At 64.6% G+C, this 12,616-nt stretch carries 10 protein-coding genes; 7 read left to right on the top strand and 3 right to left on the bottom strand.

Annotation, left to right across the window (positions count from 1 at the left end):
- Positions 1-74 precede the first annotated feature (74 nt).
- Genes HU720_RS09585 through HU720_RS09565 form a run of 5 tightly spaced genes read left to right on the top strand, consistent with a single transcriptional unit; the run spans position 75 to position 5,182 of the window.
- On the top strand, positions 75-1,256 hold the full coding sequence (locus HU720_RS09585) for an SfnB family sulfur acquisition oxidoreductase (RefSeq protein ID WP_186519466.1): 1,182 nt from the start codon (positions 75-77) through the stop codon (positions 1,254-1,256).
- Positions 1,256-2,644, top strand: a complete 1,389-nt coding sequence (locus HU720_RS09580; protein WP_186519464.1) for an LLM class flavin-dependent oxidoreductase — start codon at positions 1,256-1,258, stop codon at positions 2,642-2,644. The genes HU720_RS09585 and HU720_RS09580 overlap by 1 nt, the downstream gene beginning before the upstream one ends.
- Positions 2,637-3,437 carry a MetQ/NlpA family ABC transporter substrate-binding protein gene (locus HU720_RS09575; protein ID WP_186519462.1) on the top strand — a complete coding sequence of 267 codons (801 nt, stop codon included), beginning with the start codon at positions 2,637-2,639 and terminating at the stop codon, positions 3,435-3,437. Before HU720_RS09580 ends, HU720_RS09575 begins: the two co-directional genes overlap by 8 nt.
- Position 3,438: 1 nt before the next feature.
- A complete protein-coding gene (locus tag HU720_RS09570; RefSeq protein WP_186519460.1) occupies positions 3,439-4,548 on the top strand; it encodes an ATP-binding cassette domain-containing protein in 1,110 nt (369 codons plus the stop codon).
- Positions 4,538-5,182 carry a methionine ABC transporter permease gene (locus HU720_RS09565; RefSeq protein WP_186519458.1) on the top strand — a complete coding sequence of 215 codons (645 nt, stop codon included), beginning with the start codon at positions 4,538-4,540 and terminating at the stop codon, positions 5,180-5,182. The genes HU720_RS09570 and HU720_RS09565 overlap by 11 nt, the downstream gene beginning before the upstream one ends.
- Positions 5,183-5,348: 166 nt before the next feature.
- On the opposite strand, the gene dibA is transcribed toward HU720_RS09565, so the two are convergent.
- A complete protein-coding gene (gene dibA, locus HU720_RS09560; RefSeq protein WP_186519456.1) occupies positions 5,349-7,244 on the bottom strand; it encodes a phosphodiesterase DibA in 1,896 nt (631 codons plus the stop codon).
- A gap of 150 nt (positions 7,245-7,394) precedes the next feature.
- Between dibA and desA the strand changes: the two genes are divergently transcribed.
- The gene (desA, locus tag HU720_RS09555; protein WP_186519454.1) at positions 7,395-8,579 is read left to right on the top strand and encodes a delta-9 fatty acid desaturase DesA; all 1,185 of its coding nucleotides are present in this window, start codon (positions 7,395-7,397) and stop codon (positions 8,577-8,579) included.
- 140 nt (positions 8,580-8,719) lie between these two features.
- Positions 8,720-9,709 (top strand): diguanylate cyclase, encoded by a 990-nt coding sequence (locus HU720_RS09550; protein WP_186519518.1) that lies wholly within the window; start codon positions 8,720-8,722, stop codon positions 9,707-9,709.
- 12 nt (positions 9,710-9,721) lie between these two features.
- Here the strand turns inward: HU720_RS09550 and HU720_RS09545 are convergent, their stop codons facing one another.
- Together HU720_RS09545 and gabT are read right to left on the bottom strand one after the other, a co-directional pair.
- The gene (locus HU720_RS09545) at positions 9,722-11,068 is read right to left on the bottom strand and encodes an HDOD domain-containing protein (protein ID WP_186519451.1); all 1,347 of its coding nucleotides are present in this window, start codon (positions 11,066-11,068) and stop codon (positions 9,722-9,724) included.
- Between the two features lie 129 nt (positions 11,069-11,197).
- On the bottom strand, positions 11,198-12,475 hold the full coding sequence (gabT, locus tag HU720_RS09540) for a 4-aminobutyrate--2-oxoglutarate transaminase (RefSeq protein WP_186519449.1): 1,278 nt from the start codon (positions 12,473-12,475) through the stop codon (positions 11,198-11,200).
- Positions 12,476-12,616 lie beyond the last annotated feature (141 nt).

Genomic DNA, 12,616 nt, shown 5'->3' with positions numbered 1-12,616 from the left:
CATTGCCCATCAACCGGCAAGCCAGCCCCCTTGTGGGAGCGGGCTTGCCCCGCGATGGGCCCTCGGAGAGCACCATGACTGCATCCCTTATCACCAGCGACGCCCAGGCCCTGGCTGTCGCCGAAGAAATCGCCGTGCTGCTGCGCCCTGAAAGCGCCACCCGCGACCGCGAGCGCCGCCTGCCCCACGCCGAACTCGACCGCTTCGTGCAATCGGGCCTGTGGGGCATCAGCGTGCCCAAGGCCTTTGGCGGCGCGGGCGTGTCCAACGCCACCCTGGCCAAGGTCGTTGCCCGCATCGCCCAGGCCGACGCCTCCATCGGGCAGATCCCGCAGAACCACTACTACGCCCTGGAAGTGCTGCGCGTTAACGGTACCCCCGAACAACAGCAGCGCCTGTACGCCGAAGTGCTGGCGGGCCGGCGTTTCGGCAATGCCCTGGCCGAAATCGGCACCAAGAATGCCCACGAGCGCACCACCCGCCTGACCCGCGACGGCGACCAGTTGCGCATCAATGGCCGCAAGTTCTACTGCACTGGCGCCTTGTACGCCCAACGTATCCCGACCTTGGTCATCGATGAACAGGATGCCCAGCACCTGGCCTTCGTCCCCGCCGACAGCCACGGCCTGCAAGTGATCGATGACTGGAGCGGCTTCGGCCAACGCACCACCGGCAGCGGCTCGGTGGTATTCGACAACGTGCAGGTGCGTAGCGAAGACGTGGTGCCGTTCGGCAGCGCCTTCGAGCGCCCAACCACGGTCGGCCCACTGGCGCAGATTCTCCACGCAGCCATCGACACCGGCATTGCCCGCGCAGCCTTCGAAGACGCCCTGCACTTCGTGCGCACCCGCAGCCGGCCCTGGGTCGATTCCGGCCTGGACAAAGCCTGCGATGACCCACTGACGCTCAAGAGCTTCGGCCACCTGGCGATCCGCTTGCACGCCACCGAAGCCTTGCTGGAACGCGCCGGAGAGATCCTCGACCGCGCCCAACACGACAGCAGCGCCGACAACGTCGCCGCCGCGTCCATCGCCGTGGCCGAGGCGCGGGCGATCAGCACCGAAATCTCGCTGGCCGCCGGCACCACACTGTTCGAACTGGCCGGCAGCCAGGCCACATTGGCCGAGCACAACCTCGACCGCCACTGGCGCAACGCCCGCGTGCACACCCTGCACGACCCGGTGCGCTGGAAATACCACGCCATCGGCAACTACTACCTCAACGACGAAAACCCGCCACGCCGGGGGACCATCTGATGGCCAGGCAGATTCTGCTCAATGCGTTCAACATGAACTGCATCGGCCACATCAACCATGGGCTGTGGACCCATCCGCGCGACACCTCCACCCAGTACAAGACCCTGGCCTACTGGACAGAGCTGGCGCAGTTGCTCGAGCGCGGCCTGTTCGACGGGTTGTTCATTGCCGATATCGTCGGCACCTACGATGTCTATGGCCAGTCGCTGGACGTGACCCTCAAGGAGTCCATCCAGTTGCCGGTCAACGACCCGCTGCTGCTGGTCTCGGCCATGGCTGGCGTGACCCGCAACCTGGGCTTCGGCATCACCGCCAACCTCACCTACGAGGCGCCGTACCTGTTCGCCCGGCGGCTTTCGACCCTCGACCACCTGAGCAATGGCCGGGTGGGCTGGAACATCGTCACCGGCTACCTGGACAGCGCCGCCCGCGCCATGGGCCTGCACGCGCAGCCCGAGCACGACCGCCGCTACGACCAGGCCGACGAATACCTGCAAGTACTCTACAAACTGCTCGAAGGCAGCTGGGACGACGATGCCGTGCTGGCTGACCGCGCCCAGCGGGTGTACGCGGACCCGGCCAAGGTGCGCAAGGTGCGCCACCACGGCGAGTTCTACGATGTCGAAGGCTACCACCTGTGCGAGCCCTCGCCGCAGCGCACGCCGGTGTTGTTCCAGGCCGGCAGCTCGGCACGGGGCCTGGGTTTTGCCGGCCAGCATGCCGAATGCGTGTTCATCAGCGGCCAGGACAAGGCCGGCACCCGCGCCCAGGTCGACAAGGTGCGCGCGGCTGCCAGCGCCGCGGGCCGCGATGGGCATGCCATCAAAGTATTCATGGGCATCACAGTGATCGTCGCGTCGACCGAGCAGCAAGCCCACGAGCGCCACGCCGAGTACCTGCGCTATGCCAGCCCCGAGGCCGGGGTCGCGCACTTTGCCGCCTCCACCGGCATCGACTTCGCGGCCTTCGAGCTGGACGAGCCGATTGCCTTCAGCAAAGGCAACGCCATCCAGTCCGCCACCCGCCAGTTGCAGGAAAACGCCTGGACGCGCCGGCGCCTGCTGCAACAGCACGCCCTTGGCGGGCGCTACGTGACATTGGTCGGCTCACCCGAGCAGGTGGCCGAGCAATTGATCAGCTGGATCGACGACACCGGCCTGGACGGCTTCAACCTGACCCGCACTGTCACCCCGGAAAGCTTCGAGGCCTTCATCGACCTGGTGGTCCCGCAACTGCAACAGCGCGGCCGCTACAAGACCGCCTACGCCGAGGGCACGCTGCGCGAAAAACTCTTCGCCAGCGACCATCCGCACCTGCCTGCCGACCACCCAGGCGCTACCTACCGCACACCCCAAACCGCCCCGACTGGAGCTTTGCACCATGCTTGAAAAACTGTTCCGGCCCGTTGCGGCCATTGCCCTGGGCCTCGGCCTGTCGGCCACGGTACTTGCCGCCGAGCCGCTGAAAATCGGCACCACGGCAGCATTCGCCATCCCTCTGGAAGCCGCCGTCGAAGAGGCCCACAAACAAGGCCTTGAGGTGAAGCTGATCGAGTTCAGCGACTGGATCGCGCCGAACGTGAGCCTTAACAGCGGCGACATCGACGTGAACTACTTCCAGCACATTCCATTCCTGGAAAACGCCAAGGCCGCCGCCGGCTTCAACCTGGTGCCCTATGCGCCCGGCATCATCAACAACGTCGGCCTGTACTCGAAAAAGTACAAAAGCTTTGCCGAGCTGCCCGAAGGCGCCAGCGTTGCCATCGCCAACGACCCGATCAACAGCGGGCGCGGCCTGCAACTGCTGGCCAAGGCCGGGCTGATTACCCTCAAGCCCGGGGTCGGCTACAAGGCCACCGAAGACGACATCATCGCCAACCCGAAGAAAATCAAGATTCTGCAGGTGGAGGCGGTACAACTGGTGCGGGCCTACGATGACGCCGATCTGGTGCAGGGCTACCCGGCGTACATCCGCCTGGCCAACACCTTCGATGCCACCTCGGCGCTGCTGTTCGACGGCCTGGAAAACAAGGAATACGTGATCCAGTTCGTCATCCGCCCACAAGAGAAAAACGACCCGCGCCTGGCCAAGTTCGTCGACATCTACCAGCACTCGCCAGCCGTGCGTGCCGCGCTCGACAAAGCCCACGGTTCGCTGTACCAGGCCGGCTGGGAAGGGTGACATGAGCCAGGCCCGCGCCCTCAAGGCGCCTACTGCGCACAGCACACCCGCGCTTGCCACCGAGCAGGTGCTGCGCCCGGAGGTCAATCAGGCCCATGTGCGCTTCATCGGCCTGGGCAAGACCTACCCCGGCCAGGCCCAGCCTGCGCTGCACGGCATCGACCTGAACATCCGCCGTGGCGAGATCTTCGGCATCATTGGCCGCAGCGGCGCCGGCAAGTCATCGATGCTGCGCACTATCAATCGCCTGGAACAGCCGAGCCAAGGCCGGGTGCTGATCGACCAGGTGGATATCGCGCCCTTCGACGAAAACCAGTTGGTCGCGCTGCGCAGGCGCATCGGCATGATCTTCCAGCACTTCAACCTGATGTCGGCCAAGACCGTGTGGCAGAACGTCGAGCTGCCGCTGAAGGTGGCCGGGGTCGGCAAACCTGAGCGCCAGCGCAAGGTGCGCGAGTTGCTGGAGCTGGTGGGCCTGACCGACAAGCACCATGTGTACCCGGCGCAGTTGTCTGGCGGGCAGAAGCAGCGGGTCGGCATCGCCCGGGCGCTGGTGCATGACCCGGAAATTCTGCTGTGCGATGAAGCCACCTCGGCGCTGGACCCAGAGACCACTGCCTCGATTCTTGAGCTGCTGCGCGATATCAACGCGCGCCTGGGCCTGACCGTGGTGCTGATCACCCACGAAATGGCGGTGATCCGCGATATCTGCCACCGCGTGGTGGTGCTGGAACGCGGCGCGGTGGTGGAACAGGGTGAGGTCTGGCAGGTGTTCGGCGCGCCGCGCCACGACGTCACCCGCACCTTGCTGGCACCGCTTCAAGCGCGGCTGCCGGCCAGCCTGCAAGGTAGCCTGCGCGCCAGCCCCAGCAGCCAAAGCGCCGCCGTGGTGCTACGCCTGCAACTGGTCGGCGAGCCGCAACTGAGCGAGCTGTTCGCCGAGCTGGGCGGGACGGTGCGGCTGCTGCAAGGCGGCATCGAGACCATCGGCGAGCATGCGCTGGGGCAATTGATACTTGCGGTGCGCGGCTCGCCGCTGGGCACCGCGCAACTACTCGAACGCGCGCGCCGCTGGGCCGCCGATGTGGAGGTGTTGGGCCATGTGGATTGATCGCCTGCTGCAAGGCTTGCTCGACACCCTGCTGATGGTCGGTGTGTCTTCGCTGGTGGCGCTGCTGGTCGGGGTGCCGATGGCGGTGCTGCTGGTCACCAGCGACAAGGGCGGCATCTTCGAAGCGCCCGCGCTGAACCGCGTGCTGGGCGCCATCGTCAACCTGTTCCGCTCGATCCCGTTCCTGATCCTGATGGTGGCGCTGATCCCCTTCACCCGGCTGGTGGTCGGCACTACCTACGGGGTGTGGGCGGCCGTGGTGCCATTGACCATCGCCGCCACGCCGTTTTTTGCGCGCATTGCCGAAGTCAGCCTGCGCGAAGTCGACCATGGCCTGATCGAAGCCGCCCAGGCCATGGGCTGCCGGCGCTGGCATATCGTCTGGCACGTGCTGTTGCCCGAGGCACTGCCGGGCATCGTCGGCGGCTTTACCATCACCTTGGTAACGCTGATCAACTCATCCGCCATGGCCGGGGCGATTGGCGCCGGCGGGCTGGGCGACATCGCTTACCGCTATGGCTACCAACGCTTCGACAGCCAGATCATGTTGACGGTAATCGTGATGCTGGTGGTGCTGGTGGCGGTTATTCAGGTGGGCGGCGACCGGCTGGCGAAGGGGTTGAACAAGCGCTGATGTACTGGGCTTGCTCGGCTGAGCGAATGACCGTTGATTCGCACTGCAAGCGGTCAGTGTAGGAGCGGCCTTGTGCCGCGATGGGCTGCGAAGCGGCCCCGGCAATTTCGCATGAGCCGCACCCTCCTGGGGCTGCTTTGCAGCCCATCGCGACACAAGGCCGCTCCTACGCCCAGCGCAGCTCCTGCGCGGGCACGGGCCTGCCGAACCAGTAGCCCTGCCCCAGCTGGCACTGCTGCTCCAGCAGAAAGCGCGCCTGCTCGGCCTGCTCGATCCCTTCGGCATGCACCTTCATGCCCATGCTGCGGGCAAGGGCGATGATCACCCGCACAATCGCCACATCGTCGTCATCACACGGCAAGCCGGCGACGAAGCCCTGGTCGATCTTGAGTTTCTGCACCGGCATGCGCTTGAGGCGCAACAGTGATGAATAACCGGTGCCGAAATCATCGATGGCCAGGTTCAGGCCCAATTCGCGCAGGCGGTGCAACTGTTCGAGCGCCACTTCAGGGTCTTCCATCACCGCGCTTTCGGTCACTTCCAGCTCCAGCAGCGCCGGGTCCAGGCCGGTGTCGTGCAGCACATCGGCCACCTCGCGGAACAGCTCGTGCTGGCCGAACAGGCGGCTGGAGATATTCACCGCAACGAACTCCAAGTGCTTGCCCTGCGCCTGCCACTGCACCATCTGCCGGCAGGCCTGGCGAAGTACCCAGGCATCGATTTCAGCGATCAGCCCGGTGCGCTCGGCAATCGGGATGAACTCCCCCGGCGGCACCAGGCCGCGCTCCGGGTGGTGCCAGCGCACCAGCGCCTCGACGCCGACCATCTGGCTGCTGAACAGGTCGTGCACCGGCTGGAAGAACACGCGCAGCTCTTGCTGCTCCAGCGCCCGGCGCAGTTCACCTGCGGTTTCTACCCGGTGCTGGGCGTGGGCGGTCAGCTCTTCGGTGTACAACGCATAGCAGGCGCGGCCGTTGTTCTTGGCCTTGAACAGCGCAGAATCCGCGTTACGCAGCAGTTGCTCGGCGCTCAGCGCATCGCTTGGGAACAGGCTGATGCCGATGCTGGCACTGATGAACAGGCGATGGTCATCGCACAGAAACGGCTCGCGCAGCCGCTCGATGATGGTCTGCGCCAGTTTGCCGGCATGGCCGATCTGCTGGCAGTTTTCGGCCAGCACACCAAATTCGTCGCCCCCCAGGCGCGCCAGGGTAACGCTGGTGCCCAGCACCTCACGCAGACGCTCGCCCACCAGCTTGAGCAACTGGTCGCCGATGGTATGGCCCAGGCCGTCGTTGATGCTCTGAAAGTGGTCAAGATCGAGCAGCAGCAAGGTGCAACCGCGCTTGTTGGCCTGCGCAGCGGCAATCGCCTGTTCGGCGCGGTCGTTGAACAACAGGCGGTTGGGCAGGCCCGTCAGCGGGTCATGGTGGGCCAGAAAGGCCAGTTCCTGCTCGCTGTGCTTGATCGCGCTGATATCGCTGAACACCGCCACGTAATGGCTAAGCTCGCCGCTGTCGTCACAAATGGCGCGGATCGTCTGCCATTGCGGGTAGATCTCGCCACTTTTGCGCCGGTTCCAGATCTCGCCACTCCACTCGCCCTGCTCGGTGAGGGTGGTGTAGATCTGCTGGTAGAACGCAGCCCCATGGCGGCCAGACTTGAACTTGCTCGGGCGCTGGCCGATGACTTCGTCCTGCTGGTAACCGGTAATGCGCATGAAAGCGCGGTTGACGTGCACGATCAGGCCGTTACGGTCGGTGACCAGCACCCCTTCCAGGGTGCTGTCGAACACCGCTGCCGCCATGCGCAGCCGCTCGCGGTCCTCGCTGCGCAGCCGTGCACCGGCGCCGATGAAATTGAGCAGCCGTGCGCGCGAGACAAAAATCAGCACGGCGCTGAACAGCACCCAGACCACCAGGTTGATCTGCCGACCGATGGCCAAGGCCAGCGGGGTATCCGCCATACGCTGCAACAACAGCTCCGAGAGCCCCAACCAGAGGATCGAAAGCACCACGTAAAGCGCGGCCATGCGCAAGGCGTCGCGAACGGAAACGGACATGTCGGGTGGATGAGCCCTTTGAAATTGAGGGGGCATTATAAAGGCTGAAACACCCTGTGACTTCCTATCCCAAAGGGCGACTGGTTTTATTTCCCTGCCAAGGGATAATGCAACCGCTGTTTCCCTGTGTTTCCGAGGGTCTTTCCCGTTATGTGGTATTACGGTTTGCTCGATCTGTCGGCCTGGCAACTGGTCGGCGTCACCCTACTGATGACGCACGTGACCATCGTCAGCGTGACCATCTACCTGCACCGCTATTCGGCGCACCGCGCGCTCGAACTCAACGCAGGCCTCAAGCATTTCTTCCGCTTCTGGCTGTGGCTCACCACAGCGCAGAACACCCGCGAGTGGACAGCCATCCACCGCAAGCACCACGCCAAATGCGAAACCCCGGACGACCCCCACAGCCCCGTGCACAAGGGCCTGGGCACCGTCCTGCGCAAAGGCGCCGAGCTGTACCGCGAAGAGGCACGCAACCCCGAAACCCTGCGCATCTATGGCAAAAACTGCCCGGACGACTGGATCGAGCGCAACCTCTACTCGCGCTCCAAGCTCGGTGGCATCGCCTTGATGGCAGTCATCGACCTGCTGTTGTTCGGCACCATCGGCATTACCATCTGGGCCGTGCAAATGGCCTGGATTCCCTTCTGGGCGGCCGGCGTGGTCAACGGCCTGGGCCATGCCGTGGGCTATCGCAACTTCGAGTGCCGTGACGCTGCCACCAACCTGGTGCCGTGGGGCATCATCATTGGCGGCGAAGAACTGCACAACAATCACCACACCTACCCCAACTCGGCCAAGCTGTCGGTGCGCCGCTGGGAGTTCGACATGGGCTGGATGTGGATCCGCCTGCTGAGCATGCTGCGCCTGGCCAAGGTGCAGCGTGTGGCGCCTATCGCGCACCGGGTCGAGGGCAAGGCCTCGCTGGACATGGACACCGCCATGGCCATCCTCAACAACCGGTTCCAGATCATGGCGCAGTACCGCAAGCTGGTCATCGCGCCGCTGGTGAAGCAGGAAGTCGGCAATCTCGACACCTCGGTGCGGCATCACTTCCGCCGCGCCAAGCGCCTGCTGTCGCGTGAAACCAGCCTGCTGCAGGATCGTCATCACCTGCGTATCGAGTCGATGCTGGCGCACAGCCAGGCGCTGAAGACCATCTACGAAAAACGCCTTGCCCTGCAGCAGATATGGGCCCGCACCAGCGCCAACGGCCATGACATGCTCGCGGCCATGAAAGACTGGGTCCACGAGGCCGAAGCCAGTGGTATCCAGTCGCTGCGCGACTTCGCCGCACAGCTTAAAACCTACTCGCTGCGCCCCACCGGCGCCTGACGCCCGCTGATCGCCATGCCCTGCAACAGGGCATGGCATCTGGAACTTTACCCCCGCGCAACGACTCAAACCCGGCACATCGCCCGCGTGGCGGGCCGGTCCCAGGCCGCACGCCCTTCGTCGAGATTCGTTTCGTGCTCATGGCCAAAGACCGCCCAACCCTGCCCACCGGCGGCCCCCGCCCGGAGGCTGCCCAAACACTACTCGCCCTGCTGCACGCCCAGGGTGAAGTGGCGCGCCTCAGTGAACGCGAGCAGCTGTATTCGTCGCTGCTCGACAGCGTCAATGCAGCGTTGTGGGCCTTCGACTGGGAAACCCGCCAGGTGATCTATGTAAGCCCGGCGTTCGAGCGCATTTTTGGGCGCCCCGCCAGCCTGGTGATGGCCGACTACAACGAATGGCGCGATGCGATCTACCCCGACGACCTGGAATACGCCGAGCGCAGCCTGGCGCAAGTGTTGGTCAAGGGCACCGTCGAGGACCGTGAGTACCGCATCATCAACGCCGCAGGCGAAGTGCGTTGGCTGAGCGACAAGTGCTACATCAACCAGCAGCGCGAGGGTGACCCGCGGGTGATCATCGTTGGCATTGCCGAAGACATCACCGAAAAGAAGCAGCTCGAAGGCGAACTGCAACGCCTGGCCACCACCGATGTGCTCACCCAGAGCAGCAACCGCCGGCACTTCTTCGAGTGTGCCCAGCAGGCTTTCGAGAATGCCCGTGAAGACGGCACGCCCATGGCGTTTTTGCTGTTGGACATCGACGATTTCAAACTTATCAACGACAGCTACGGCCACCAGGAAGGCGACCAGGTGCTGCAACGCATCGCCGACAGTGGCAAGGCCGTGCTACGCCGGGGCGACCTGTTCGGGCGCATTGGCGGTGAAGAGTTCGCGGCGGTGTTCCCCGGCTGCACAGCAGAGGTCGCCGAGCAGATCGCCGAGCGCCTGCAGCGCGAGATCCAGCGCTTGAGCTTCAGCCATGGCGAGCAAACCTATGGTGTGACCGTCAGCCAGGGGTTGACCGGCCTACGCGATGAAGACGCAACGCTGGACACCTTGTATGCCCGTGCCGATGCCGCGATGTACCAGGCAAAGCGGCAGGGCAAGAATCAGATCGTGCTGGGCTGATTTTCTGAAGCGCTATTCAGGGCTGGCTTTGACAGCCTCATCCGAAACAGCCTCCCCCTCGCCTACCGTACCCTCCACCTCATCCTGCGGCACCGCCTGTTCACGGGCCAGCGCCGCCTGCCGCTCGGCCTCTTCCTCGGCCACCGCATGCGGGTTGACCTTGCGCAGCGCGGTAAGCTCGGGCAGCCCAAGCTTGAGCAAGCGCGCAGTCTTGCCGCCGGCAATCTTCTCAAGCCCGGCGCTGGGCTTGAGCCGGGCCATCTGCCCGGCCAGGCTCATGGCGAGGATCTCGCGGGAATACACCCCGCCGCCCAGTTGATAGACAGCGGCAATGAGCTCGCGCAGATCCAGCGGCAAGCGCCAGCGAGTCCGTAGCGCCGAGCCGAACGGGGCGCCGAACTCGTTGAGCGACAATTGCACCTGGTCTTCATCCAGCTCGCCCCCGGCCAGGCGCCACTCCTGCAACGTCCGCAACACCGCCAGATCGCCCAGACAATGCAAAAGCCCGGCGCAATAACAGCGCTCTTCGTCGACCTCCAACTGCCGCGCCAAGGTGCGGCCGTACTCGGCGGTATGCAGCGACAGGTTCCAGTAATGCGCCGCATGCCGCGCCAGCAGCGGGTCGCTCAGGCGGGCGCTGCGCTTGAGCGTAAGGCCCAGGATCAGGTTCATGCTCTGGGTGCTGCCGAGCTTGTTCAGCGCCTGCAACAGCGTCTGCACCGAGCCGTCGCGGTGCAACGCTGCGCTGTTGGCAGCGGCAATCAGCATACCCGTGATTTGCGGGTCGCTGCGCACCTCTTGCTCCAACACCTTGAGGTCAAGGCCGTGGGGGTTCAGGGCGCGCTTGATCGCCACCTCCACATCGGCGAACAACGGGCCGCCATCGGCAGTGGCGCGGCGCTGTTCCAGAAAGTCCACCAGCCGGGCACCCGCTTGCAGCGCCGGGACCGGGCAGGCAACCTGCTGACCGGCATCGAGCAGCAGGTGCTCCAGGCGCTTGCGCAGGTTGTCCATGTCGAGCGGTTTGCTCAGGTAGGCGGTGGGCTGCAGCGGCAACGCTTCGCGCACACTGGCGCTGTCGGCACGATTGCTCAGCAGAATGAACGGCAGGCCCGCGCGCTCGCCCTTGGCGCGCACCTTGCGCAGCAGGTCGAGGCCATCGACGCCGGACAGTTCACGGGCTGCGATGATCAGGTCAGGGTTGGCCGCCAGCGCGGTGACCGCCTGCGCGCCGTCGGCGCAGATCTGCAGGCGCGCATCGCAGCGCACGCTAAGCAGCATCTCGCTGAGCATGTCGCGCACCCAAGGGTCGCTTTCGACGATCAGCACGCGGGGGGGTAAGGGGTCGGCCGCACTCATGGCGAATCTCCAGTAATGACACGCGATCCATCGCAGCTTCCACGGATTCCTCTTACAACCTTAGCGCCACACGCCTGCAAACGGCACAAAAAAACCCGCCGAGGCGGGTTTTTTCTGAAGCGGGTCACATCAGCCGAGTTCAGCGAAGCACTCTTCGATGATGGCCAGGCCTTTGTCCAGCAGGGCATCTTCGGCGGTCAGCGGCACGAGAATGCGCAGGACGTTGCCGTAGGTGCCGCAGGACAGCAGGATCAGGCCCTTGTCACGTGCCTTGGCCACCACCTGAGCAACAGCAGCGGCGTTCGGGGTGTGGGTGCCTTTCTCGAACACTTCTACCGCGATCATGGAACCCATGCCGCGCACGTCACCGATGATGGCGTGTTTAGCCTGGATCTTACGCAGGCCAGCGGTCAGGTGCTCGCCAACAGCCTTGCTGCGGTCCAGCAGTTTTTCTTCCTCGAACACCTGGATAACCGCCAGGGCCGCCGCGCAAGCGATCGGCGAACCGGCGTAGGTGCCGCCCAGGCCGCCCGGGGCGATGGCGTCCATGTATTCGGCCTTGCCGCACACACCGGCCAGCGGGAAGCCGCCAGCGATGGACTTGGCGAAGGTGGTCAGGTCAGGCGCGACGCCCATCTGCTCCATGGCGAAGAAGGTGCCAGTACGGCCAGCGCCGGTCTGTACTTCGTCAGCGATCAGCAGGATGCCGTGCTGGTCGCACAGCGCGCGCAGGCGCTTCATCAGCTCTTTAGGCGCTGGCAGGAAGCCGCCTTCGCCTTGTACCGGCTCGAGGATGATGGCAGCGATATCACGCGGCTCGGCATCGTTCTTGAAGATGCGCTCGACCGAGGCAATGGCGTCGTCAACACTGACACCGTGCAGCTCGCTCGGGAACAGCGCGCGGAACACGCCACCTGGCATCAGGCCCATGCCGGCCGAGTACGGCACGACTTTGCCGGTCAGGCCCAGGGTCATCATGGTGCGGCCGTGGTAGCCGCCAGTGAAGGCGATGACGCCGGCACGGCCAGTGGCGGCGCGGGCGATCTTCACGGCGTTTTCAACGGCTTCGGAGCCGGAGGTGACCAGCAGGGTCTTCTTCTCGAAGTCGCCTGGGACCAGCTTGTTGATCTTTTCGCACAGCTCGACGTAGGGCTCGTAGGCCAGCACCTGGAAGCAGGTGTGGCTGACCTTGGTCAGCTGCTCTTGCACAGCGGCAACCACTTTCGGGTGCAGGTGGCCGGTGTTGAGTACGGCAATGCCGCCAGCGAAGTCGATCAGTTCGCGGCCTTCAACGTCGATTACCGTCGCGTTCTTCGCCGACTCGACGAAGATCGGGTGGATCTGGCCAACGCCACGTGGGACGGCGGCGATACGGCGTTGCATCAAGGATTCGTTGGTCTTGCTCATAATGCCCTCATTCGCGCCGATGGAAACGGCGCTTTTATTCGGGGGTGGCTGGAACGTGCGTGATCAGTATTCGTTGATCGACTGTCGCGAACACCCTGGCCACCAGGTACTGCAATGTCAAAAAGACCAGCGAGGCGTCGC

It is taken from the genome of Pseudomonas sp. SWRI51 (assembly GCF_014268825.1).
Classification (GTDB): Bacteria; Pseudomonadota; Gammaproteobacteria; order Pseudomonadales; family Pseudomonadaceae; genus Aquipseudomonas; species Aquipseudomonas farsensis.
This window is presented reverse-complemented; position numbering and strand designations above follow the sequence as displayed.